This is a genomic window from Microbacterium saccharophilum (assembly GCF_007992455.1).
Classification (GTDB): domain Bacteria; phylum Actinomycetota; class Actinomycetes; order Actinomycetales; family Microbacteriaceae; genus Microbacterium; species Microbacterium saccharophilum.
Genome location: NZ_BKAH01000002.1, coordinates 105,570 through 129,658 on the forward strand (window position 1 = coordinate 105,570; position 24,089 = coordinate 129,658).

The 24,089-nt window shown below is 73.4% G+C and carries 18 protein-coding genes; 15 read left to right on the plus strand and 3 right to left on the minus strand.

The features are described 5' to 3' along the window. Genes MSA03_RS02575 through MSA03_RS02585 form a run of 3 tightly spaced genes read left to right on the plus strand, consistent with a single transcriptional unit; the run spans position 1 to position 4,174 of the window. A complete protein-coding gene (locus tag MSA03_RS02575; RefSeq protein ID WP_244946295.1) occupies positions 1 to 966 on the plus strand; it encodes a carbohydrate ABC transporter permease in 966 nt (321 codons plus the stop codon). Further along, a complete protein-coding gene (locus MSA03_RS02580) occupies positions 966 to 1,859 on the plus strand; it encodes a carbohydrate ABC transporter permease (protein ID WP_028496587.1) in 894 nt (297 codons plus the stop codon). Before MSA03_RS02575 ends, MSA03_RS02580 begins: the two co-directional genes overlap by 1 nt. Then, positions 1,856 to 4,174: a beta-xylosidase/alpha-l-arabinosidase gene (locus MSA03_RS02585; RefSeq protein ID WP_147049543.1), complete on the plus strand. Its 2,319-nt coding sequence runs from the start codon at positions 1,856 to 1,858 to the stop codon at positions 4,172 to 4,174. The genes MSA03_RS02580 and MSA03_RS02585 overlap by 4 nt, the downstream gene beginning before the upstream one ends. Before the next feature lie 345 nt (positions 4,175 to 4,519). On the opposite strand, the gene MSA03_RS02590 is transcribed toward MSA03_RS02585, so the two are convergent. Next, positions 4,520 to 5,524, minus strand: a complete 1,005-nt coding sequence (locus tag MSA03_RS02590) for a LacI family DNA-binding transcriptional regulator (protein ID WP_092896996.1) — start codon at positions 5,522 to 5,524, stop codon at positions 4,520 to 4,522. Positions 5,525 to 5,702: 178 nt separating this feature from the next. Here MSA03_RS02590 and xylA point away from each other — a divergent pair, with 178 nt between their 5' ends. From xylA to MSA03_RS02625, 7 genes are all read left to right on the plus strand, one after another. Then, on the plus strand, positions 5,703 to 6,890 hold the full coding sequence (xylA, locus tag MSA03_RS02595) for a xylose isomerase (protein ID WP_147049544.1): 1,188 nt from the start codon (positions 5,703 to 5,705) through the stop codon (positions 6,888 to 6,890). 135 nt (positions 6,891 to 7,025) lie between these two features. Next, on the plus strand, positions 7,026 to 8,309 hold the full coding sequence (gene xylB / locus MSA03_RS02600; protein WP_174799838.1) for a xylulokinase: 1,284 nt from the start codon (positions 7,026 to 7,028) through the stop codon (positions 8,307 to 8,309). A gap of 102 nt (positions 8,310 to 8,411) precedes the next feature. Beyond that, a complete protein-coding gene (locus MSA03_RS02605) occupies positions 8,412 to 8,885 on the plus strand; it encodes a glutaminase (RefSeq protein ID WP_147049545.1) in 474 nt (157 codons plus the stop codon). A gap of 54 nt (positions 8,886 to 8,939) precedes the next feature. Then, positions 8,940 to 11,150 carry a glycogen debranching protein GlgX gene (gene glgX, locus MSA03_RS02610; RefSeq protein ID WP_028496582.1) on the plus strand — a complete coding sequence of 737 codons (2,211 nt, stop codon included), beginning with the start codon at positions 8,940 to 8,942 and terminating at the stop codon, positions 11,148 to 11,150. Between the two features lie 4 nt (positions 11,151 to 11,154). Beyond that, positions 11,155 to 13,590, plus strand: coding sequence for a malto-oligosyltrehalose synthase (gene treY / locus MSA03_RS02615; protein WP_081782760.1), 2,436 nt, complete (start codon positions 11,155 to 11,157; stop codon positions 13,588 to 13,590). 151 nt (positions 13,591 to 13,741) lie between these two features. Beyond that, positions 13,742 to 15,475, plus strand: coding sequence for a malto-oligosyltrehalose trehalohydrolase (gene treZ / locus MSA03_RS02620; protein ID WP_147049546.1), 1,734 nt, complete (start codon positions 13,742 to 13,744; stop codon positions 15,473 to 15,475). An 85-nt stretch (positions 15,476 to 15,560) separates the two neighbouring features. Then, the gene (locus MSA03_RS02625) at positions 15,561 to 16,445 is read left to right on the plus strand and encodes a TspO/MBR family protein (protein WP_222706562.1); all 885 of its coding nucleotides are present in this window, start codon (positions 15,561 to 15,563) and stop codon (positions 16,443 to 16,445) included. Here MSA03_RS02625 and MSA03_RS02630 read toward each other — a convergent pair. Beyond that, positions 16,399 to 17,124 (minus strand): glutamine amidotransferase-related protein, encoded by a 726-nt coding sequence (locus MSA03_RS02630; RefSeq protein WP_028496580.1) that lies wholly within the window; start codon positions 17,122 to 17,124, stop codon positions 16,399 to 16,401. The genes MSA03_RS02625 and MSA03_RS02630 overlap by 47 nt on opposite strands. A 115-nt stretch (positions 17,125 to 17,239) precedes the next feature. Here MSA03_RS02630 and MSA03_RS02635 point away from each other — a divergent pair, with 115 nt between their 5' ends. The 4 genes from MSA03_RS02635 (at position 17,240) to MSA03_RS02650 (ending at position 22,622) form a co-directional block, all read left to right on the plus strand. Beyond that, entirely contained in the window at positions 17,240 to 17,881 is a 642-nt protein-coding gene (locus tag MSA03_RS02635) for an RNA polymerase sigma factor (protein WP_092896993.1), read from the plus strand. Then, positions 17,871 to 18,344 (plus strand): hypothetical protein, encoded by a 474-nt coding sequence (locus tag MSA03_RS02640; RefSeq protein WP_231478675.1) that lies wholly within the window; start codon positions 17,871 to 17,873, stop codon positions 18,342 to 18,344. The genes MSA03_RS02635 and MSA03_RS02640 overlap by 11 nt, the downstream gene beginning before the upstream one ends. Positions 18,345 to 18,408: 64 nt before the next feature. Further along, positions 18,409 to 20,091: a S8/S53 family peptidase gene (locus tag MSA03_RS02645; protein ID WP_051526303.1), complete on the plus strand. Its 1,683-nt coding sequence runs from the start codon at positions 18,409 to 18,411 to the stop codon at positions 20,089 to 20,091. A gap of 53 nt (positions 20,092 to 20,144) precedes the next feature. Next, positions 20,145 to 22,622 (plus strand): CHAT domain-containing protein, encoded by a 2,478-nt coding sequence (locus MSA03_RS02650; protein WP_244946296.1) that lies wholly within the window; start codon positions 20,145 to 20,147, stop codon positions 22,620 to 22,622. Between the two features lie 295 nt (positions 22,623 to 22,917). On the opposite strand, the gene MSA03_RS02655 is transcribed toward MSA03_RS02650, so the two are convergent. Then, positions 22,918 to 23,652: a LysR family substrate-binding domain-containing protein gene (locus MSA03_RS02655; RefSeq protein WP_036272822.1), complete on the minus strand. Its 735-nt coding sequence runs from the start codon at positions 23,650 to 23,652 to the stop codon at positions 22,918 to 22,920. Between the two features lie 32 nt (positions 23,653 to 23,684). Here MSA03_RS02655 and MSA03_RS02660 point away from each other — a divergent pair, with 32 nt between their 5' ends. Next, positions 23,685 to 24,083, plus strand: coding sequence for a DUF1304 domain-containing protein (locus tag MSA03_RS02660; protein WP_276523358.1), 399 nt, complete (start codon positions 23,685 to 23,687; stop codon positions 24,081 to 24,083). Positions 24,084 to 24,089: the final 6 nt, after the last annotated feature.

Sequence of the window (24,089 nt, forward strand, 5' to 3'; positions counted from 1 at the left end):
ATGACCACCAGCATGATCGAGACGGGGCCCGCGCTCGCCGCGGGCCCCGTCCCCACCCCCCGTCCCCGCCGAGGCACCGACGGCCGGAAGTGGCTCGAGATCGGCCTGTTCGCCGGCCCCGCGCTGATCGTCTTCCTGACCTTCGTGATCCTGCCCGTCGTCCTCGCGGCGGTGTACAGCTTCTTCAACTGGAACGGCCTGACCCCGCTCGAGCGGTTCGTCGGCTTCGACAACTACATCCGAGCGCTCACGGATCCGCTCTTCCTCAAGGGCATCGGCAACAACGCCGTCATCCTCGTCGCCTCGGTCCTCATCCAGGGCCCCCTCGCGATCGCGATCGCCCTCCTGCTGAACCGGCGCCTGCGCGGGCGCACTCTCATCCGCGCCCTCATCTTCATCCCGTACGTCCTCGCCGAGGTCGTCGCGGGTCTGTCCTGGAAGCTTCTGCTCTCCCCGCGCGGCGGCGTGAACGCGGTGCTCGAGTCGATCGGCCTGGGCGACCTCGCCCGGCCGTGGCTCGCCGAGCCGGCCATCGCCCTGTGGGTCATGTTCGGCATCCTCACCTGGAAGTACCTCGGCTTCGCGATCCTCCTCATGCTCGCGGGACTGCAGGGAGTGCCGGAGGAGCTCACCGAGGCGGCCCAGCTCGACGGCGCCAACTGGTGGCGCATCCAGTGGCACATCACGCTGCCGCTCATCGCGCCCACCATCCGCATCTGGATCTTCCTGTCGATGATCGGCTCACTGCAGCTGTTCGACATGGTGTGGGTCACGACCCGTGGCGGCCCCGTCGGCGCGACGAACACGATGGCCGTGTACATGATCCAGTACGGGCAGACCCAGCCCGGCTTCGGCAGCGCCGTCGCCGTCATCCTCTTCATCATCTCGCTGGCCGTCGCGCTCGTGTACCAGCGCTTCGCCCTCCGCCGCGATCTCGCCGGCGCCACCACGACAGGAGTCCGCTGATGGCCGCCGTCGCCGTGACCGCCCCGACCGAGCCGCGTCGCCGGGACCGCCCCGCCGGCTCCGGTTTCGACTGGGGCCAGCCCTTCGTCTACCTCGTCGCGCTGATCGCCGTCCTCATCTCGGTCGTGCCCGTCGCGTACGTCTGGATCGGGGGATTCCGCAGGACCGCCGACATCAACGCGAACCCGGCGGGCTGGCCCGACCCGTGGACGCTCGACAGCTACCTCCGGGTGCTCGGCTCGAGCCGCTTCTGGGGGTCGGTGTTCTCCTCGTCCGTCGTCGGCATCGGCACGACCGCCGGGGTCGTGCTGCTCGGCGTCATGGCGGCGTTCGTGATCGCGCGGTACGACTTCCGCGGCCGCGGCGCCCTGTACTCGCTCTTCGCGGCGGGACTCATGTTCCCGCTGACCGTCGCCGCGCTGCCGCTCACGATCCTGCTGCGCGACATCGGGCTGCAGGGCAGCTTCCTCGGGGTCATCATCCCGCAGGTCGCGTTCGCACTGCCGACGACCGTCATCATCCTCGTGCCGTTCCTGCGGGCCATCCCGGCGGAGCTCGAGGAGGCCGCGGCGATCGACGGGACCAGCCGCATCGGCTTCTTCTGGCGGATCATGCTGCCGCTGTCCGTTCCCGGCCTCGTCACCGTCGGCGTGCTCGCGTTCGTCGGCAGCTGGAACGCGTACCTCCTGCCCCTCCTCGTGATGGCGGCGGGCGGCATGCCGCAGGACCTGTGGACCCTGCCGCTGGGCGTCCAGCAGTTCTCCACGCAGTACTCCGCCGACACCGGCGCCGTGCTCGCGTACACGTCGCTCGCCATGCTGCCCGCCCTGGCGTTCTTCCTGTTCGCCGAGAAGCGGATCGTCGGCGGTCTCACCGGGGCGGTGAAGGGATGACGCGCGTGGACGAGCTCGTCGCGGCGATGACCCTCGACGAGAAGATCGCCCAGCTGTACGGCGTGTGGGTCGGCGCGTCCGACTCCGGCGGCGACGTCGCCCCGCACCAGCACGACATGGACGACGTGGTCGACCTCGACGCGCTGCTGCCGCACGGCCTCGGCCAGCTCACGCGGCCCTTCGGCACGCGACCCGTGGACGCCGCCGTCGGAGCTCTGTCGCTGGCCCGCACGCAGGAGCGGATCCGCACGGCCTCACGGCACGGCATCCCCGCCCTCGCGCACGAGGAGTGCCTCGCGGGCTTCGCCGCCTGCGGCGCGACCGCCTACCCCGTGCCGCTGTCGTGGGGTGCGACCTTCCACCCCGACCTCGTGCGGGAGATGGGCCGCCGCATCGGCGCGGACATGCGCCGCGTCGGCGTGCACCAGGGCCTCGCGCCCGTCCTCGACGTCGTGCGCGATGCCCGCTGGGGCCGCGTCGAGGAGACGATCGGCGAGGACCCGCTCCTCGTCGGCACCGTCGCGACCGCGTACGTGCAGGGCATCGAGTCGGCGGGCGTCGTCGCGACGCTCAAGCATTTCGCGGGGTACTCCGCCTCCAAGGCGGGGCGGAACCTCGCGCCGGTGTCGATCGGACCCCGCGAGCTGCAGGACGTCATCCTGCCGCCCTTCGAGATGGCGGTGCGGGACAGCGGCGTGCGCAGCGTCATGAACTCGTACTCCGACATCGACGGCGTCCCGACGGCCGCCGACCGGTCGCTGCTCACCGAGCTGCTGCGCGACACGTGGGGCTTCACCGGCACGGTCGTCGCCGACTACTTCTCGGTCGCGTTCCTGAAGCTGCTGCACGGCGTCGCCGACTCGTGGGCGGATGCCGCCGGCCAGGCCCTCGCGGCCGGCATCGACGTCGAGCTGCCCACCGTCAAGACCTTCGGGGAGCCGCTGCGCCGCGCCGTCGAGGAGGGCGTCCTCGACGCCGGGCTCATCGACACGGCGCTCCGCCGCGTGCTGGCGCAGAAGGATGAGCTCGGGCTGCTGTCCCCGGACTGGTCCCCGGTGCCGGAGGCTCTCGCCGGCCGCGACCTGTCCGACCCGGAGGCGCTGCGCGGGGTCATCGACCTCGACCCGGCGGAGAACCGCGCGCTCGCCGCTCGACTCGCCGAGGAGGCGATCGTGCTCGTCCGCAACGACGGCACGCTGCCCCTCGATGCGCCGGCGAGGATCGCCGTCGTCGGCCCGAACGCCGACGACCCGTACGCCATGCTCGGCTGCTACTCGTTCCCGACGCACGTCGTCTCGCAGCATCCCGGTGTCCCGCTCGGCATCCGCATCCCGACCCTGCTCGAGGCGCTCCGTGCGGAGTTCCCCGAGGCCGAGGTCACGCACGTGCAGGGCACGAGCGTCGACGGCGGCGAGCGCGACGGCATACCCGAGGCCGTCGCGCTCGCCCAGGCCGCGGACGTCGTCATCCTGGCGCTCGGCGACCGGGCGGGGCTGTTCGGCCGCGGGACGAGCGGGGAGGGATGCGACGCCGAGTCGCTCGCGCTGCCCGGCGCCCAGCAGGACCTCGTCGACGCCGTGCTGGATGCCGGCACGCCGGCTGTCCTCGTGCTGCTGGCCGGGCGACCCTACGCCCTCGGCCGCGCCGCGGACGAGGCCGCGGGCATCGTCGAGGCGTTCTTCGCCGGCGAGGAGGGCGCGCCCGCCGTCGCCGGTGTGCTGAGCGGCCGCGTGAATCCGAGCGGACGCCTGCCCGTCAGCATCCCGAAGGCCCGCGGATCGCAGCCGTCGACCTACCTCGCGACCCCGCTCGCGCGGAGGACCGGGGTGTCGAACATCGACCCCTCGGCGGCGTTCCCGTTCGGGCACGGCCTGTCGTACACGACCTTCGAGTGGGGCGAGCTGGCGGCCGATGCCGCCGAGATCGCGACCGACGGCGCCGTCGGGCTGACGCTGCGCGTCGCGAACACGGGCGACCGGGACGGCGTCGACGTCGTGCAGCTGTACCTGCACGACCCCGTCGCCGAGGTGCCCCGCCCCGTGCAGCGGCTGATCGGCTACGCCCGGGTCGAGGTGCCCGCGGGCGCTGCCGTCGAGGTGCGCTTCACGGTGCCCGCGGACCTCGCGGCGTACACGGGCCGGGCGATGGCCCGCATCGTGGATGCCGGCGAGCTCGTCCTCGGTGCGGCGCGCTCCAGCGGCGACATCGCATCGTCCCAGGCGGTGCGTCTCGTCGGGCCGACGCGCGTCGTCGACCACACCCGGGCCCTCGTGCCGGGCGTCGAGGTGCGGGCGGCCGCGGCGTCGGTCGTCTGAGGAGGCCGGGGCGGGCGGCGCGGGTGGCGCCGCCGGGTGCAGGCCGGGCGGCCCGGGTGCAGGCCGAGGTCAGGCGATCAGTCGAGGTCAGGCGGATTCGGCGCGCATCCGCCTGAGCCGGGCAGATCGCCTGAGCCGGGCCGGGGCGGGCGGCCCCGGGGCACGGCGTAACGGCGGAGATCGTGCACGGCAGCACGGCGTAACGGCGGAGATCGTGCGTGCGGCCCGGGCCGATCGGCATCCTGGGCGGGGATCGGGGCCGATCTCCGCCGTTGGGTCGCGTCGTCCCCGCCGCGTCACCCGCGCATGGCGAGCCGGACCCGCCGGACCGACCCACCCCGCGACTCAGGCGGGCGGGGCGGTGCTGCCGCGCACCACAAGGTGCGTCGCGAGGTCCATGCGCAGGGTGTCCACCGTCTCGCCCTCGGCGAGGCGCAGGACGATGCGCGCCGCCTCCTCGCCCATCCGGCGGAGCGGCTGGTGCACCGTGGTCAGCTGCGGACTCAGCCACCGCGCGAGCGCGATGTCGTCGTAGCCGACGACGGAGAGGTCGTGTGGGACGCTCAGTCCCGCCGCCGTCGCCGCGGCGATGACGCCGAGGGCCTGCAGGTCGCTGCCGGCGAAGACGGCCGTGGGCCGGTCGGGCCCGGCCAGCAGGTCGCGGGCGTGGCGCTCGCCGCCTCCGGGGTGGAAGTCCCCGAAGCGGATCCAGGCCGGATCGATGGGCAGGTTCGCGGCGCTCATCGCCGAGCGGTAGCCGTCGACGCGCGCGAGGGAGCACATCATGTCCTCGGGGCCGGTGATGGCCGCGATGCGCCTGTGGCCGAGGTCGATCAGATGCCGGGTCGCCATGAGGCCGCCCGACCAGTTGGCCGATCCCACCGACGGCACGTCGGGTGCGGGGTCACCGGCCGGGTCGACGATCGCGAAGGGCACGCCCCGCGAGCGCAGCTTCTCCCGGTGCGCGCGAGGCAGGTCGGAGAACACCAGCACGACGCCGACGGGCCGGCGCCGCAGCACGCCGTCGATCCAGTCGGAGGAGGGTGCGTGCCGGTCGCCGCTCACCGTCAGGACGACGGAGAGGCCAGCCGCGTGGGCGACCTCCTCGACCCCCTCGATGACCTCCATCGACCAGCTGGCCTCGAGCTCGTGGAAGACGAGTTCCAGCGTCTCGGTGCGCTGTGCCGGCGTGCGGCGGTGGTAGCCGTGCCGCTTCAGATGCTCTTCGAGGCGGGCGCGGGTGGCCGGGGCGACGTCCGTGCGGCCGTTGAGCACCTTCGACATCGTGGCGACCGAGACCCCCGCCTCGGCGGCGATGTCGGCCAGGGTCACGCGTGGAGCGGTGGTCATGGAGGGTCCTCGGTGCCGGGCGCGGGCTGCGCCGTACGGGCGAGGCGATTCTTGCACGTTTCGTTCGTCGTAGCGATAGTTTCGGATGCCGGATCTCCCGCGCGAAGGGGTGGCGTCCGGCCCACCCATGGTATAGGTTGTGTATCGCAACAATTCCTCGACGTCGAGCAGGAGCATCATGGTCACCCCCACCCCCGCGGACAAGTTCACCTTCGGTCTGTGGACCATCGGCTACAACGGCACCGACCCGTTCGGCGGCCCCACCCGGCCCCCGCTCGACGTCGTGCACGCCGTCGAGAAGCTCGCCGAGATCGGCGCCTACGGCCTCACCTTCCACGACGACGACCTGTTTGCCTTCGGCTCGACGGATGCCGAGCGGCAGAAGCAGATCGACCGGCTCAAGGCCGTGCTCGATTCCACCGGGCTCACCGTCCCGATGGTCACGACGAACCTCTTCTCGCCCCCCGTCTTCAAGGACGGCGGGTTCACCTCCAACGACCGCGCCGTGCGCCGCTTCGCGCTGCGCAAGGTGCTGCGTCAGCTCGAGCTCGGCGTCGAGCTCGGCGCCAAGACCTTCGTCATGTGGGGCGGCCGCGAGGGCGCCGAGTACGACGCCGCCAAGGACGTCCGCACGGCCCTGGAGCGCTACCGCGAAGCGGTCAACCTCCTCGGCCAGTACGTCATCGACAAGGGCTACGACATCCGCTTCGCGATCGAGCCGAAGCCCAACGAGCCGCGCGGCGACATCCTGCTGCCCACGGTCGGTCACGCCCTCGCCTTCATCGAGACGCTCGAGCACCCCGAGCTCGTGGGTCTGAACCCCGAGGTGGGGCACGAGCAGATGGCGGGCCTGAACTTCGCCGCCGGCATCGCGCAGGCGCTGTACCACGGCAAGCTCTTCCACATCGACCTGAACGGCCAGCGCGGCATCAAGTACGACCAGGACCTCGTGTTCGGCCACGGCGACCTCCACAACGCGTTCGCCCTCGTCGACCTGCTGGAGAACGGCGGCCCGAACGGCGGCCCGTCCTACGAGGGCCCCCGTCACTTCGACTACAAGCCGTCGCGCACCGAGGACGAGACCGGCGTGTGGGACTCCGCCGCCGCGAACATGCGCACCTACCTCCTCCTCAAGGAGCGGGCCGCGGCGTTCCGCGCCGACCCCGAGGTGCAGGAGGCCCTCGAGGCCGCCCGTGTCTTCGAGCTCGCGCAGCCGACCCTGGGCGAGGGGGAGTCCTACGACGACCTCCTCGCCGACCGCTCGGCCTACGAGGACTTCGACGCCGACGCGTACTTCGGCGCGAAGGGCTTCGGGTTCGTGCGGCTGCAGCAGCTCGCGACCGAGCACCTCCTCGGCGCTCGCTGACCTCCACCCCGGCCCCAACCCCGGCCACACCCCCGGCACACCTCTGCCGAGCGTCCGCAGCACGCGGATCACGCACCCGAGCGTCGCGTGCGTCCCGGACGCTCGGCAGAGGGAGCGGGACAGAGAGGATGCCGCATGGCACTCGTGATGGGCGTCGACTCGTCGACGCAGTCGTGCAAGGTCGTCATCGTGGATGCCGGCACCGGCGCCGTGGTCCGCTCCGGTCGCGCGGCGCACCCGGACGGCACCGAGGTCGACCCGGCCGCGTGGTGGACGGCGCTGCAGGCCGCGATCGCGGAGGCCGGCGGCATGGACGACGTCGCCGCATGGGCGGTCGCCGGGCAGCAGCACGGCATGGTCGTGCTGGGCGCGGACGGCGACGTCATCCGACCCGCCCTGCTGTGGAACGACACCCGTTCGGCCGGCGCCGCGCGGGACCTCATCGCCGAGATCGGGGCCGAGGAGTACGCGCGTCGCACCGGCGTCGTGCCGGTCGCCTCCTTCACGGCGACGAAGCTCCGCTGGCTGCGCGACCACGAGCCGGACGCCGCCGCGCGCGTGGCAGCCGTCGCGCTGCCGCACGACTGGCTCACCTGGCGGCTCCGCGGCTACGGCCCGGAGAACCCGCGCCTCGACGAGCTCGTCACCGACCGCTCCGACGCCTCCGGCACCGCCTACTGGGGTCCCGATGGATACGATCGCGACCTCCTCGTCGCCGCCCTCGGCCACGGCGCGACCCTCCCGCGCGTCCTGGGCGCCGACGAGAGTGTCACCGACGATGCGGGCCGCGTGGTCGCGCCCGGTGCCGGCGACAACGCGGCCGCTGCCCTCGGGGTCGGCGCGGGCGTCGGCGACGTCGTCGTCTCGATCGGCACGAGCGGCACGGTCTTCGCCGTCTCCGCCGAGCCGACCGTCGACCCGTCCGGCACGGTCGCGGGGTTCGCCTCGGCCGACGGGCACTTCCTGCCCCTCGTCGCGACGCTCAATGCGGCGCGCGTCCTGGACGTCATCGGGCGGCTCCTCGGCGTCGACCACGCCGAGCTCTCCCGCCTCGCCCTGCAGGCCGAACCCGGCGCGGGCGGTCTCCGGCTCGTGCCGTACTTCGAGGGGGAGCGCACCCCGAATCTGCCCGACGCGACCGCATCGCTCGAGGGCATGACCCTCGCCGCCACGACGCGGGAGAATCTCGCCCGCGCCGCCGTGGAGGGGATGCTGTCCGGCCTCGCCGCCGGCCTCGACGCGGTCCGCGGGCTCGGCGTGCCGATCCGGCGCGCTCTGCTCATCGGCGGCGGCGCGCAGTCCGAGGCGGTGCGCCGCATCGCGCCGCTCGTCCTGGGCGTCCCCGTCGAGGTCCCCGAGCCGGCGGAGTACGTCGCGCTGGGCGCCGCCCGGCAGGCGGCGGCGATCCTCGGACGCTGACGCGGGCGCGGACGCTGACGCTGACGCTGACGCTGACGCGGACGCGGGCGCGGGGCGTGATGCGGCCCGCACGTCGGCGCGACCCGGTGCGAGGATGAGACGGTGACGGATGCCACGGCTTCGACCCTGCTCGCCGCCGCCCGCGAGCGTCTGCGCGGCTCGCCGCAGGAGCGCCTCGGCGAAGCCGTCGCGCCCCGCCGCGTCTTCGGACTCGGCCGCGCGGCGCGCGTCGTGCCGGTGCACGAGGCCTGGCATGTGGGGGTGCTGCTGCTCTCCGACGACGCCGCCTTCGCGACGGGCGAGATCCTCCGGGCGCGGTCGGAGGCGATCCGCGGATTCACGGCGGAGTCCCAGCGCGCCCGGGCCGAGCTCGCCGCCGCCGCGCGGCGCGGCGGATTCGGCGAGGGCGAGGTCGTCCATCTGGCCTGGCAGCCCCTCGACATCCCCCTCGTGGACCGGGGCGGCACGTCCGGTCCGCTCTCCGTGGCCGGCGGCGTCGTGCACGTCCGCTGGAGCGCGGCGGGCGCCACGCGTCCACTGGCGGACTATCTGGCCGAACAGCTCTCCCTGCGGTGACCTTTCCGGCTTCCCGGCCGAAGTAGGGTTGTCGTCACGACTCAGGAGGTCTGCATGCAGGTTTGGCCCGGTTCCGCCTATCCGCTGGGGGCGACCTTCGACGGGAACGGCACCAACTTCGCGCTGTTCAGCGAGTGCGCCGAGCGCGTCGAGCTCTGTCTCTTCGACGAGGATGGCGCGGAGACGCGCGTCGAACTGCGCGACGTCGACGCGTACGTCTGGCACGCGTACCTGCCGACGGTGCAGCCGGGCCAGCGCTACGGCTACCGCGTGCACGGGCCCGAAGACCCGACGCAGGGGCAGCGGTTCAACCCGAGCAAGCTCCTCCTCGACCCGTACGCCAAGGCGGTCGAGGGCGAAGTCGAGTGGGGGCAGTCGGTCTTCGGCTACACGTTCGGCGACCCGGACTCCCGCAACGAGGACGACTCCGCGCCCCACATGATGAAGGGCGTCGTCGTCAACCCGTTCTTCGACTGGGCCGGCGACCGCCTCCCCAAGACGCCCTACGCCGAGTCGCTCATCTACGAGGCCCACGTCAAGGGGCTCACCGAGCTGCACCCCGACATCCCCGATGAGATCCGCGGCACCTACAGCGCCATCGGCCACCCCGCCATCATCGACCACCTGAAGAAGCTCGGCGTGACCGCCATCGAGCTCATGCCGGTGCACCAGTTCGTCAACGACTCCACGCTGCAGGACAAGGGCCTGTCGAACTACTGGGGCTACAACACGATTGCCTTCTTCGCCCCGCAGAACACCTACGCATCGGCGGGCGACCGCGGGCAGCAGGTGCAGGAGTTCAAGGGCATGGTCCGGGCGCTGCACGCGGCCGGCATCGAGGTCATCCTCGACGTGGTCTACAACCACACCGCCGAGGGCAACCACATGGGCCCCACGCTGTCGATGAAGGGCATCGACAACATCGCGTACTACCGCCTCGAAGACGACGACAAGCGGTACTACACCGACTACACCGGCACCGGCAACAGCCTCAACGTCGGCAACCCGCACACGCTGCAGCTCATCATGGACTCGCTGCGCTACTGGGTGCTCGAGATGCACGTCGACGGCTTCCGCTTCGACCTCGCCGCGACCCTGGCGCGGGAGTTCTACGAGGTCGATCGCCTCGCCGCCTTCTTCGAGCTCGTGCAGCAGGATCCGGTGGTCTCGCAGGTCAAGCTCATCGCCGAGCCGTGGGACATCGGGCCCGGGGGCTACCAGGTCGGCAACTTCCCTCCGCAGTGGACCGAGTGGAACGGCAAGTACCGCGACACCGTCCGCGACTTCTGGCGGGGTGAGCCCTCCACGCTCGGCGAGTTCGCCTCCCGGCTCACCGGATCGGCCGACCTGTACGAGCACTCGGGGCGCCGTCCGGTGGCATCCATCAACTTCGTCACCGCGCACGACGGGTTCACCCTCCGCGACCTCGTGTCGTACAACGAGAAGCACAACGACGCCAACGGCGAGAACGGCAACGACGGCGAATCGCACAACCGCTCGTACAACCACGGCGTGGAAGGCGACACCACCGACCCCGAGATCCTCACGCTCCGGGCGCGGCAGCAGCGCAACTTCCTCGCGACGCTCCTGCTCAGCCAGGGGGTGCCGATGATCGCGCACGGCGACGAGCTGGGCCGCACCCAGAAGGGCAACAACAACGGCTACGCGCAGGACAACGAGCTGACCTGGGTGCACTGGGACAGCGTCGACCAGCCGCTCGTCGAGTTCACGGCCGCGCTCGCGCGGCTGCGCCGGGACCACCCGACGTTCCGGCGCAGCCGGTTCTTCAACGGCCGGCCGATCCGGCGCGAGGAGGGCTCGCCCGTCCCCGACATCGCGTGGGTGCGCCCGGACGGCACCGAGATGCAGCCGGAGGACTGGGACAGCGGCTTCGGCCGCGCCGTCGGGGTCTTCCTCAACGGCGAGGGCATCCGCGAGCGCGACCGCCGCGGTGAGGAGATCAGCGACCGGCACTTCCTGATCTTCTTCAACGCCGGCGACGAGGGCGTGGACTTCACGATCCCGACGGTGGACCTCGGACCCCGCTGGGAGGTCGTCATCGACACGTCCGGCGACCTCATCGACGGGGAACCGCGCGACGGCGGCCACGTGCTGAGCCTGGCGTCGAAGTCGCTCGTCGTGCTGCGCGACTACGAGGCCGTCGAGCCCGACGTCGATCACTCCGTGGCCGCCTCGCTCGCCGCGCGGACCACCCCCATCGACACGATCCCCGCCCACGCGCCCCAGATCGAGCTGCCCCACTGACGCCATGACGCATCCGGTCTCGACCTATCGTCTCCAGATCCGCGCCGACTTCGACCTGGATGCCGCGGCCGACGTGACCGCCTACCTCCGGGCGCTGGGGGTCGATTGGGCGTACCTGTCGCCGATCCTCGAGGCGGCGGCCGGCTCCGACCACGGCTACGACGTCGTCGACACGTCACGGGTCGACCCGGCCCGGGGCGGGGCGGAGGGACTCGTCCGCTTCCACGGTGCGGCCCGCGCCGCGGGTCTCGGCATCCTCGTCGACATCGTGCCCAACCACATGGGCGTCGCCGACCCCTCCCGCAACGCCTGGTGGTGGGACGTGCTGACGCACGGGCGGTCCTCCCGGCACGCGGACGCGTTCGACGTCGACTGGGCGCACGGTTCCGGGCGGCTGCGGCTGCCGATCCTCGGCGCGGAGATCGAGGACGTCCTCGCGGCGGGGGAGCTGACGGTCGACGCCGAGGCGGGCGTCGTGCGCTACTTCGACACCGCCCTGCCCCTGGCCCCGGGTTCGCTCGACGCGGACGCGGACGACATCCGGGGCGTGCTGCAGCGCCAGCACTGGGAGCTCGTCCACTGGCGCCGCGACGCCGACCTGAACTACCGCCGGTTCTTCACGGTGACGAGCCTGGCCGGCGTCCGCGTCGAGCGGGAGCCCGTCTTCGCGGCTACGCACGCCGAGGTGGGGCGCTGGTTCCGGGACGGCCTCGTCGACGGCCTCCGCATCGACCACCCCGACGGTCTCGCCGACCCGGGCGGGTACCTCACCCGCCTCGCCGAGCTGACCGGCGACGCCCACGTCGTCGTGGAGAAGATCCTCGAGCACGGCGAACAGCTGCCCGGCTGGTGGGCGACCGCCGGGACGACGGGCTACGACGCCATGGCCGAGATCGACCGCGTGCTCGTCGACCCCGCCGGCGCCCCGGTCCTCGACGCCCTCGATGCGCGACTGCGCGCGGAGAGCGGGATGGCGCCGGTGACCTCGTACGCCGACCTCATCCACGACACGAAGCGCGCGATCGCCGACACCGCGCAGCACGCCGAGGTGCGGCGCCTCGTCCGGCTGCTGCCCGCCGAGCTCGCAGGTGCGGGCGACGCCGACGCCGTCGACGCGCTGGCCGAGCTGCTGGCGAACTTCCCGGTCTACCGCGCCTACCTCCCCGCCGGTGCCGGCCACCTCGAGCACGCCGTCGCGGAGACCGCGCGGCGCCGCCCCGACCTGGCCGCACGCGCCGCCGCCGTGGCGGACCTGATCGTCGCCGACCCGCACGGCGAGCTCGCGACCCGGTTCATGCAGACCACGGGCCCGGTCATGGCCAAGGGCGTCGAGGACACCGCCTTCTACCGGTACACGCGACTCGGGACGCTCACCGAGGTCGGCGGCGACCCGTCGGTCTTCGCCCTCGACGTCGACGGGTTCCATGCCGCAGCAGGGATGCGGCAGTCCGGCTGGCCGCACGCCTCGACGGCGCTGTCCACCCACGACACCAAGCGCAGCGAGGACGTCCGTGCGCGGCTGTCCGTGCTCGCTGAGCTGCCGGAGCGCTGGGCGGAGACGCTCGATCGGCTGCGCGCGGTCGCCTCCACCGGCAACGGGCCGTTCGATGCCCTGCTGTGGCAGGCGATCGTCGGGGCGTGGCCCGCATCCCCCGGCCGGCTGCACGCCTACGCGGAGAAGGCGGCACGGGAATCCGCGGAGAACACGACCTGGGCGGACCTGGACGCCGCCTTCGAGGCGCGCGTGCACGCCGTCGTGGATGCCGCGTTCGGCGCAGCGCGGGAGCTCGTGGAGTCCTTCGCCGGCGAGATCGTCGGCTTCGGGCGCTCGAACGCGCTCTCCGCGAAGCTCCTGCAGCTCGCGGCACCCGGCGTCCCCGACGTCTACCAGGGCACGGAGCTCTGGGACCTCTCCCTCGTCGACCCCGACAACCGCCGCCCCGTCGACTACACGGTCCGCCGCGACCTGCTCGCCCGGATCGACGGCGGCTGGACGCCGGAGATCGACGAGTCCGGCGCCGCCAAGCTGCTGGTGACCTCCCGCACGCTGCGGCTCCGCCGCGACCGGCCCCACCTGTTCACCCGCTATACCCCGCTCCCGGCCGCGGGACCCGCCGCCGGCCACGCCGTGGCGTTCGACCGCGGCGGCGCGATCGCGGTCGCGACCCGGCTTCCGGTGGGCCTCGCCGCCCGCGGCGGCTGGGGCGACACCGTCCTGCTCCTGCCGCCCGGGGAATGGCGGGACGAGCTGACCGGACGCCGGCACGCCGGCGGCGAGGCGCCGCTGTCCGAGGTCCTGGCGACCTACCCCGTGGCCCTCCTGCGCCCCGCCGCCGAGGCGGCATCCGGCGCCGCACGCGCGGCATCCGGCACCGCGGACACGGCATTCGGCAACGCGGCATCAGCCGCCGCCGGGAGCAATCCGCAGGAGCAGGTGTGACCAGTGTGGCCGGTGAGGCTCGGCAGTCACAGGAGCCACAGCCGATCCTGCCGTTTGCACGGCACCACACCGGCGCCGGATCGCACGACCGGTCCGAGATGACGACGGGATGCCGGGACTCCGGCACGCCGCACCCCCCGGGAGGACGACGATGATCGAGGTATGGGCGCCGCGCGCGGAGCGCGTGCGGCTGCGACGTCCGGGCCGGGCCGACCTCGAGCTGGCCCGCCGCGCAGACGGCGACGGCTGGTGGGAGGGCGACGCCGTGCTGGCGGACGGCGACGAGTACGGCTTCGTGCTCGGCGACGGCGACGACCTCCGGCCCGACCCCCGGTCGCGGCGGCAGCCGCGCGGCGTGCACGACGCGTCGGCGCATCACGACCCCGCCGCGTTCGCCTGGACCGATCGGCACTGGACCGGGCGCCAGCTCGCCGGCGGCCTGATCTACGAGCTGCACATCGGCACGTTCACCCCCGAGGGCACACTCGATTCCGCGATCGGCAGGCTCGGGCACCTCGCCGACCTCGGCGTCACGCACATCGAGCTGTTGCCCGTCAACGCGTTCAACGGCACGCACAACTGGGGCTACGACGGGGTGCTCTGGTACGCCGTGCAGGAGACCTACGGCGGCCCCGCCGCCTATCAGCGCTTCGTGGACGCCGCGCACGCGGCCGGTCTCGCCGTCATCCAGGACGTCGTCTACAACCACCTCGGACCCTCCGGCAACTATCTGCCCGGGTTCGGCCCCTACCTCCGCGACGGCGTCGAGACGACGTGGGGGTCGAGCCTCGACCTCGACCAGCGCGCCGTCCGCGACCACATCGTCGGCAACGCCCTCATGTGGCTCCGTGACTATCACGTCGACGGGCTGCGCCTGGATGCCGTGCACGCGCTGCACGAGAGCCAGGACAGCCCCGTGCACATCCTCCGCGAGATCGCCCAAGCGGTGGACGCCCTGAGCGCCCACCTCGGCCGCCCGCTGTCGCTCATCGCGGAGAGCGACCTCAACGACCCCGTCATGATCCTGCCCCGCGAGGCGGGCGGCCACGGGCTCGCCGCGCAGTGGTCGGACGATTGGCACCACGCCGTGCACGTCGCCCTGACCGGGGAGACCGACGGCTACTACGCCGACTTCGCCGACCTCGGGGCCCTGCCGAAGGTGTGGACGGGCGGGTTCTTCCACGACGGGACGTGGTCCTCCTTCCGCGGCCGCGACCACGGCGCGCCGATCCCCGCGGATGTGCCGACCTCGCGTCTCGTGACGTTCGCGCAGGATCACGACCAGATCGGCAACCGTGCCGCCGGCGACCGCCTCTCGGCGACCCTGTCCGCCGACCGGCTCGCCGTCGCGGCGGTGCTCACGCTCACGACGCCCGGCACGCCGATGCTCTTCATGGGAGAGGAGTGGGGCGCCTCCACCCCGTGGCAGTTCTTCACGTCGCATCCCGAACCCGAACTCGCCGCGGCCACGGCGAACGGCCGCAAGGCGGAGTTCGCCGCCATGGGGTGGGACGAGTCGCTCGTCCCCGACCCCAACGACCCGGCCACGTTCGCGCGGTCCAAGCTCGACTGGGACGAGGCATCCGAAGGCCACCATGCGCGCCTTCTCGCCCTGTACCGCGACCTCGCGCGCCTGCGGCGTGAGCGGCCCGAGCTCACCGATCCGGCGTTCGGCTCCGGGGGCGCGGCGTCGGCCGAGGCCATCGGCGGACGCGTGTACGAACTCGACCGGGGCGCCGCGCGCGTGCTCGTGAACCTCTCCGCCGTGCCGTGGGAGGCGCCACTGGGCGGCGCCGTGGTGTGGCTCGCGACGACGGACCCGCAGCGACACGGCGGGGCGCTCCTGGTCGCGCCGGACTCCGCCGTCATCGTCGGACCGGCCTGACGGCCCAGGCGCGCCCAGCCCGCGCCCGCTCGCCAAAGCTGTCAACCCCCTCCCGCCCCGCGGTCCGCGCGGTTAGCGTGCCGGTATGACCGACGACCATCGCCCCCCGCTTCCTGCCGACCTCGTCCGGCAGATCGTTGTCATCTCCGCCGTGAGCTTCATGCTCGTCGCCGCCCTGTTCGGCTCCGGCTTCTTCGGCGGCACCGACGTCAGCGAACTGCAGGACGGGAACCTCGCCGCCGACTCCACCTACCTCGCTCCCGGCAGTCCCGCGTTCTCCATCTGGAGCCTCATCTACGTCCTGATGATCGCGTACGCCGTGTGGCAGGCGCTGCCGTCCCAGCGGGCCCGGGAGCGGCAGCGCTACGCGGGCTGGTGGATCGCGCTGACCGCGGTCCTCAACGGCTTCTGGCTGCTCGCCGCCCAGTATCTGAACCTCCTGGCGACGGTCATCGCGATCGTCCTGCTCCTCATCGCCCTCGCCGCCACGATCCGGGTGCTCGTCGTGCGCCCTCCGCAGCGGGTGTCGGATGTCGTCTTCACCGACCTCACCGTCGGCTTCCACCTCGGCTGGGTCACCCTGGCGACCGTCGCGAACGTGACGGCGTGGCTCACCGCCGACGTCGCCCCCGCGTCCTGGGGCGATGCCGCGGTCCCCGTGGCGATCGCGGTGCTCGTCGTCGTGACGGTCATCGGCGTCGCCCTCGCGTACGGCACCCGCGGCCGCCTGGCCCCGGGCCTCGCCTCCGGCTGGGGGCTCATGTGGATCGGCATCGCCCGGGCGACGGACGAACCGGCATCCATGACGATCGCCGTCGCCGCATGGATCGCGGCAGCCGTCGTCGTGCTCGCGCCGATCATCATGATCGTCACGGGTCGGCCCGGGCGGGGCGAGTTCGACCGGCGCCCCGACGGCGACGGCGTCAGAACGTCTGCGCGAACCGCTGCAGGATCCGGGCGGGCTCGGTGAGCGAGGCCGCGAGCACCCGCGCCGCAATGGCGTCGTAGTCCCCGGCGGCGAAGTACCCGTCGTCGCGGTACACCGCCATCCGCTCCGTGAAGGCCTGCGCCGTCGGCTCCGGATGGAACTGCGTCGCGTACAGCCGGTCGCCGACGCGGTAGGCCTGCACGGGGCACGCCTCGTTCGTCGCGAGCAGGACGGCCCCGGCGGGAGGCTGTGCGACCCCCTCCTTGTGCGCCGTCAGTGCGGTGAACGTGTTCGCCAGGCCGCCGAACAGCGCGTCCCGTGACCCGTCGTCGGTCAGCGAGACCGTCGTCGGGCCGGTGTCCTCGGGATACGCCCGCGTGACGCTCCCGCCGAGGGTCCGCGTCGCGATCCCGATGCCGTAGCAGGTGAAGAGGGCCGCCGTGCGTCCGTCGGCCGCACGCTCCGCGATCCGCGCGAGCGCTCCCTCGAGCCGGCGCTGCACGTCGGTCTTGGTCGATTCGGGGTCGGTGACGTTGAACGGGCTGCCCCCCACGACGAATCCGCGCCAGCGCTCGAAGGCGTCCTCCGGCAGCTCGTGTCGCACGAGATCCAGCTGGTCCAGCTCGCCGTCGCCCAATCGCGCACCGGAGCGGAACGACTCGTATTCGGCGGCGGCGGCGCCCAGCTGCGGACGGACGCAGACGTATACGAGCGGTGCCATGCGCCGAGTCTAGGTGGATCGGCGTGCACCGGGGAGGGGACGCCGGACCCGGTCGGCCCGTGATGTATCACAGGGGTCTCGCCAGGCTCCTGTCCATGTGGCAAGAATGGGCGCTATGACCGATGCCGACCCGCCGCCCGTCCGAGATCCGTCGGAGGGCGACGGGGACCTCGGCGCACCCGTGACGATCTGGGAGCGCGCCGCCACGGCGTTCCACGGCTGGCGGGAGGGGGACCCCCGCGCCATGGACGAACTGGTGCGCATCATGACGCCTGTCCTGTGGCATGTCGTGCGCGCGTACGGTCTCGAGCACATGCTGGCCGAGGATGTCGTGCAGGCGACGTGGATCACGCTCGTGCAGCGTCACGAGACGATCGCCGACGAGCGGGCCGTCGCCGGGTGGCTCACGACGTGCGCCCGCCGCGAGGCGTGGCGTGCGGGGCGGGCGCATCAGCGCGTCCGCGCGACCGACACCGTCGACCTCGAACCGAGACTGCCCCCGGCCGATTCCGCCGAAGACCTCGCGCAGGTCGCCGACCGCGACCACCGGATCTGGGGCGCCGTGGGCCGACTCGACGACCGCTGCCGCCGCCTCCTGCGGATCGTGGCGTTCGAGGACCGCCCCGACTACGCCCGGATCGCCCAGGACCTGGCCATGCCGATCGGCTCGATCGGCCCGACCCGGCAGCGCTGCCTCGGCAAGCTGCGCACCGCCCTGCTGGCGGATGGATGGAGAGGGGATACTCGTGACCTCTGAGATGCCCGCGGCGGATGCCGCACTGTTCCGCGCCCTCCGGCGCACGTGGGAGGCGGTCGATCCGGTCCCCGCCGACCTCGTCGACCGGATGGTCGCCGCCGTCGCGACGGCCGACCTCTCCCGCGAGTACGCCCTGCTCACCCTCGTCGAGAGCGACCGCCTCGCCGCCGTGCGGGGCGACGCCGACATGCTGACCCTGCAGTTCAGCGACGGCACGACCAACGTGCTCATCCATGTGACGGCCGCCGAATCCGGAGCCCGCCGCATCGACGGCTGGGTCGACGGCGACGCCCTCCGGGTCGAGCTCGTGCAGGACCGCGCCACCTTCCCGACGGTCCCGGAGGGCGGACGCTTCGCGTTCGACGATGTGCCCGCCGGCGTCTCGCGGCTGCGCATCCTCCTCGCCGCATCGCCCGTGCCGGGCACCGCCGCGGACGTCGTGACGCCGCGCTTCGAGGTCTGACGGCCGCACCACCCCCGAGTCCACACCACGACGTCGCGTCCACGCGACCAGGAGAGGAGCGACCATGGTCGCCGACATCCCCGACGAGCAGACTCCGCCCGAACCGGGCCCGCAGCCGAAGGGGTGGTCGTGGCGTGACCGGGCCCGCGGCTCGGTCGTCAAGGGCACCGTCCTCGACCCCGGCACCGAGCCGCTGGACGGGATCGAGGCGTTCCAGACCGCGTACGTGCCCGATCGGCTCCTCCTCTCCGGCGGGGAGAAGGGTGCGCTGCTGCCCGACAACCTCGAGCGGGTCCGCCGTGCGGCGGGTGCGTTCGGCTGGGGCGTCGAGCGCGAGGCGCTGGACGGCAGCGAGACGGACGACGACGCGCCGCCGCCGGAGCCGCGGTTTCCCGGTGCACCGGTCGTCATCCGCGTGCGCCTCACGACGCCGGACGGCGACCGGGGGGTCTCACCCGCGCTGCCGGACGCCTGGCGCGTGCTGCAGCAGGTGCGGCGCGACGCCCTCGGCGGCGATCCGGTGCGGTCCCGGGACGGCCGCGTGGACGCCGCCGCGACGCTGCGGGCCGCGGGCCTCGACCGCGTCGGCCTCGACCACCTGCTCACCGTCGACCCCGTCGGGCTGAACCCGTACACGAAGTCCAACCCGTACACGAAGTCCAACCCGTACACGAAGTCGAACCCGTACACGAAGTCGAACCCCTACACGAAGTCCAATCCCGTCGGCGAGTACGGCGAAGCCGGCCTCGGCGGGCGGCAGCCCGTCGCGTGGGTGGGCCCGCCGCTCGTGCGCACCGAGCCGGCGAAGGGGCGCCGTCGCGCGGTGGTGGCCGTGCTCGACACGGGCGCGGGCGTCCACTCCTGGCTGCCCGACGACATCGTCGACCGGGACGTGCAGATCGACGGACGCCCTCTGGGGCTCACCGACGAGGCCGACCCGGAGGTGTACCCCGACCTCTACGGTCCGCTCGACGGCGAACTCGACCCCGTCGCCGGGCACGGCACGTTCATCGCCGGCATCGTGCGGCAGGCGGCACCGGATGCCGACATCCTGGCGATCCGTGTGGCCGACGCGCTGGGGATCGTGGAGGAGTCGGCGCTCCTGCGGGTGATCGAGGACCTCGGCGTGCTCGTGCACCGGTACCGCACCGGGCAGGGCGGGGGGCGACCGGTCGACGTGCTGAACCTGTCGCTCGGGTACTACCACGAGACCCCGCAGGACGGGCTGTACACCCGCGACCTGTACGACCTGCTCGCCGCGCTCCGCGCGCTCGGGACCGCGGTCGTCGTCTCGGCCGGGAACGACGCGATCGACCGGCCGACGTTCCCGGCGTCGCTGTGGCCGTGGCCCGGGTCCGACAACGGGATCCTGCCGGACGGCGGCGCCGCGCACGTCTCCGTCGGGGCGCTCAACCCGAACGGCTGGACGACGGCGCTGTTCTCCAACGTCGGCCCGTGGGTGCGCACCTACGCCGTGGGCGCCGGCGTCGTCAGCACGATCCCCGACTTCCGCGGCGGCATCCAGGCGACGGCGCGCGACGACCAGTACGGGCGCCGCCGGCTCACGATCGGCCCCGAGGACTTCCGCGGCGGGTTCGCCGTCTGGAGCGGCACCTCCTTCGCGGCGCCGCTCGTGGCGGGCCGGATCGCGGCGGCCCTCACCGATCTCCCGGCCGAACCGGAGAAGGCCGAGGACGCGGTGGCGGGCATCGCGAAGGCGGCGGAGGCGGTGATCGCCCCGGACTGAGGCCGGCGCCGGAATCGTCGCGCAGGGGGCGCGAGGCAGGGCATGCTGTCAGGGTGACCCCCACCGCGGACGAGCTCCACCGACGGGGCCTCCGTCTGACGAACGAGCGCCGCTACGCCGACGCGCGGCGTGTGCTCGATCAGGCGGCGGCGGCCGCCGTCGACCCCGATCTGGCTGCGCGCATCGCCGGGACGCTCTCCTATGTCCTCGTTCAGACCGGCGACCCGCAGGCCGCGGAACGACTGTGCCGCGACGCGGTCGCCGCGGACGGGCTGAGCGCCCACACGCGGGGTGTGCTGGCCGGGCAGCTCGGGAGTCTCCTGGCCAATCAGGGCCGGCTCGATGAGGCGCTCGTGTGGCTGGAACGGGCCATCTCCACCATCCCGGACGATCCCGTGGCGGTGGCCAACATCCGCATGAACCGCAGCGTGCTGCTCATGCAGCGCGGCGACCTCGTCGCCAGCACGGCCGACCTCGAGGAGGCCGTCGCGGCCTTCGCGGAGCACGGCGACGCGGTGGACGTCGCCGAGGCCCAGCACAACCTCGGCTACGTCTCCCTCCTCGGCGGCGACATCGTGCGCGCGATGCGGGAGATGGCCGCGGCGCGACCCGCGATCGCCGCGGCCTCACCCGCGAACGCCGCGATCGGCGACGTCGACCGGGCGGAGGTGCTCCGCGACGCCGGCCTCGTGACCGAGGCGGAGCGGCTGCTGGCACGCGCCGCATCCGTCTTCGGCGAGAACCGGATGCCGCAGGCCCGCGGCGAGGCCGAGTTCCACCTCGCGCGCTCGCTGCTCCGGCACGACACCGCCCGGGCCGCCGCCACCGCCCGCGCGGCGGCCCGCCGGTTCAAGCGGCTCGGCAACCGGCTCTGGGCCGCGCGGGCCGAGGCGATCCTCCAGCGCGCCGCATTCGCCGGGGGAGCGCTGGACCGCGCGGGCCGGCGCTTCCCGGAGATGCGCCGCCGCCCGACGCCGGAGGACGTCCGCCGCGTCGCCCGGGTCCTCGATGCCGGCGGGCTGCGCAGCGACGCCGCCGCCCTGCGGCTCGCGCAGGAGCTGTGGCGCGCACGGCGGGACGCCCCCGCCGGGCGGCTGCCGCGACTGCCGGCATCCGCATCGGTCGAGGTCCGCCTCCTCGCGGACGAGGTCCGCGCGGCACGCGCCCTCCGCGCCGGCCGTGTCGCCGAGACCCGCCGGCACGCGGCGCGCGGCCTCGATGAGCTCGCCGCATCGCAGGCCTCCTTCGGCAGCCTCGACCTGCAGACCTCCCTCGTCATGCACGGCAGCGGGCTCATGCTCGCCGGCCTCGACGCCGCCGTGCAGTCCGGCCGTCCCGATGTCGTCTTCGAGTGGTCCGAGCGCGCCCGGCACCTCAGCATCCAGGTGCTGCCGCTGCGCCCGCCGCCCGACCCGGAGCTCGCCGGCGACCTCGCCGAACTGCGCGTCCTGCGCGCGGATCTCGCCGGCGCCGACTGGCTGTCCGACCCCCGCGCCGTCGAGCTCGGCGAGCGGCTCCGGCAGCGCCAGTGGACGACGACCGGCGCGCGCGGCGTCGAGGAGCGCGTCGGCCTCGGGGCGGTGCGGGCGACGCTCGACGCCGATACCGCCGTCCTCTCCTTCGTCTTCAGCGGGAAGGACATGCACTGCCTCGTCGTCACCCGCGACGCGGAGGCCGTCGTCCCCCTGCCGGGATGGGACGATGCGCGCACCGCGCTGGCGGGCCTCCGCTCCGACCTCGACGTCGCGGCGTCGGTGCGCTCCGGCCCGATGGTCGCCGTGATCCGACGTGGGCTCGACGCCCGGCTCGCCGCCCTGTCGGCAGCCCTGCTCGACGGACCGCTGCGGCGCACCGCTGCCCGGCGCCTCGTGCTGACCGCGCCGGGCGTCCTCGCCGGACTGCCGTGGGGGATGCTGCCCGCGCTGCAGGGCCGCGCGTTCACCCTGGCCGGCTCGGTGACGCGGTGGGTGCGCGGCCGCTCCGCCGCCGCGCCGATCACGAGCGCCGGGTTCGCCGCCGGCCCGCGCGTCGCCCGCGGCGAGGAAGAGGTCGCCCGCGCGGCATCCGCGTGGCCCTCACCGCCCCTGCTGCGCGGGGGCGACGCGACGGTCGATGCGGTCTCGGCGCTCGGCGGCGAGGTGGACCTGCTGCACGTCGCCGCGCACGGCCGGCACGCCGTGGACAACCCGCTCTTCTCCGGTCTCGAGCTCGCCGACGGCGTGCTGTTCGGCTATGACATCGACCGGATGCCGCGCGTCCCGGCCACCGTCGTCCTGTCGGCCTGCGAGGTCGGCCGCTCGGCGGTGCGCTGGGGGGAGGAGGCGGTGGGGATGACGCGGTCGTGGCTGCACGCCGGCGCCCGGTGCGTCGTCGCCGCCCCGGTCGTGGTCGCCGACGACGAGGCCTGCGAACTCCTCGCGGCCATGCACGAAGGCCTCGCGGCGGGTCGTCGGCCCGCCGACGCGCTCGCCGACGCGACCGCGCGCACCGGCATCCTCGCGCCCTTCCAGGCGCACGGCGACGGCCTCTGATCGCCTCGCTCCTCGCCGCCGCAGCCGATTCCGCGGCGCGTGTATCAGGGTGGGTGCGGACTGCTCTTGATGCATGGAACGACAGTGCGGGCGGATCGGCTGGATCCCGCCCCGATCACCTCTGGGGGATCGCCGCCCTGCTGGGGGCGCGCTGGTGAGTCATTCCGAGGACGGCCGTCCGGGGGTTCACGCCCGTCCAGGGGCCGGTGGCATTGGGGGATGCCATCGGCCCCGGTCCGGCCACCGGCCGGGGCCGGACGGCGACGCCCCGGTCCGGCCGGCGACGCCCGGCGGGTCAGGAGCGCGACGAGTTCGCGGTGCGCCCGCGCACGATGCCGATGAAGGCGTCCACGAGCGGGGAGGCCTCATCGCGCGGCCACGCCAGCGCGACGGTGGAGGTCGGCCCGTCGGTCAGGACGCGGTGGTCGGCGTCCTTCCGGTGGTGCAGGCGCGCCAGCGACATCGGCACGATCACGATCCCGACGCCGGCCGCGACCGTGGCGATCGCGTCCGCGGTCGTCTCCGGCGGCGCGAAGGCGGGAGCGACGGCATCCGGGACGTGCACAGCCAGCACGTCGTCCTCCGGGACGATGAGGATCTCACCCGCGAGATCGGCGAGGGTCAGCTCGTCGGCGGCGGTGAGGTGCGAATCGGCGGCGCAGACGACGACGGGCAGCTCGTCGTACAGCGGGATGACGTGCAGCGCCGCCCCGTCCACGGGAAGACGCACCAGGGCGACATCGGCCCCGCCGCCGCGCAGCGCGTCGAGCTGCGTCGCGACGGAGAGCGGGACGAGTTCGACCGCGATGCCCGGCATCCGCTCCTGCCACCGGTCGATCCACGAGCCGACGGTCGCGCCGGGGATCGTCCCCAGCCGGAGCGGCCCCGCGGGCAGCGATGTCGCCTCGACCGGCTCGGGCTTCTTCGGGGTCTTGACCGGCCGCGGCGCGCCCTGCGGAGACTTCCGCCGGACGGCGCCGGGCCGCGCCGGTCGGCCGCGCCCCCGCTGAGAACCTCCGCCTGCCGCCATGGGTTTCAGCGTAGCCGCGCTATCGTCTGCTCATGGTGCCCCTCATCGCGACGGTCGTCGCGGCCCTGGCCGCTCTGCTGCACGTGTACATCTTCGTGATGGAGAGCATCCAGTGGACCCAGCCGCGCGTGTGGAAGCGGTTCGGCGTGCCCGACCAGGCGGCGGCCGAGACGACCCGACCGCTCGCGTACAACCAGGGCTTCTACAACCTGTTCCTCGCGATCGGCGTCATCATCGGGCTCGCCCTGTTCTGGGCGGGCGGAGCGGGAACGGTCGCCGATGTCGCGGGCCGGACGCTCGTGCTGTTCGGCCTGGGCTCCATGCTCGCCGCCGCGCTCGTGCTGACCACGAGCGGCGCGAAGTACCTGCGGCCCGCACTGATCCAGGGCACGCTGCCGCTCATCGGCTTCGTCCTGATGCTCTTCGCCTGAGCCGCG

Coding starts and splice junctions, on each gene's coding strand:
- MSA03_RS02575 (WP_244946295.1), top strand. CDS start 1: ATGACCACCAGCATGATCGAGACGGGGCCCGCGCTCGCCGCGGGCCCC.
- MSA03_RS02580 (WP_028496587.1), top strand. CDS start 966: ATGGCCGCCGTCGCCGTGACCGCCCCGACCGAGCCGCGTCGCCGGGAC.
- MSA03_RS02585 (WP_147049543.1), top strand. CDS start 1,856: ATGACGCGCGTGGACGAGCTCGTCGCGGCGATGACCCTCGACGAGAAG.
- MSA03_RS02590 (WP_092896996.1), bottom strand. CDS start 5,524: ATGACCACCGCTCCACGCGTGACCCTGGCCGACATCGCCGCCGAGGCG.
- xylA (WP_147049544.1), top strand. CDS start 5,703: ATGGTCACCCCCACCCCCGCGGACAAGTTCACCTTCGGTCTGTGGACC.
- xylB (WP_174799838.1), top strand. CDS start 7,026: ATGGCACTCGTGATGGGCGTCGACTCGTCGACGCAGTCGTGCAAGGTC.
- glgX (WP_028496582.1), top strand. CDS start 8,940: ATGCAGGTTTGGCCCGGTTCCGCCTATCCGCTGGGGGCGACCTTCGAC.
- treY (WP_081782760.1), top strand. CDS start 11,155: ATGACGCATCCGGTCTCGACCTATCGTCTCCAGATCCGCGCCGACTTC.
- treZ (WP_147049546.1), top strand. CDS start 13,742: ATGATCGAGGTATGGGCGCCGCGCGCGGAGCGCGTGCGGCTGCGACGT.
- MSA03_RS02625 (WP_222706562.1), top strand. CDS start 15,561: ATGACCGACGACCATCGCCCCCCGCTTCCTGCCGACCTCGTCCGGCAG.
- MSA03_RS02630 (WP_028496580.1), bottom strand. CDS start 17,124: ATGGCACCGCTCGTATACGTCTGCGTCCGTCCGCAGCTGGGCGCCGCC.
- MSA03_RS02635 (WP_092896993.1), top strand. CDS start 17,240: ATGACCGATGCCGACCCGCCGCCCGTCCGAGATCCGTCGGAGGGCGAC.
- MSA03_RS02645 (WP_051526303.1), top strand. CDS start 18,409: ATGGTCGCCGACATCCCCGACGAGCAGACTCCGCCCGAACCGGGCCCG.
- MSA03_RS02655 (WP_036272822.1), bottom strand. CDS start 23,652: ATGGCGGCAGGCGGAGGTTCTCAGCGGGGGCGCGGCCGACCGGCGCGG.
- MSA03_RS02660 (WP_276523358.1), top strand. CDS start 23,685: ATGGTGCCCCTCATCGCGACGGTCGTCGCGGCCCTGGCCGCTCTGCTG.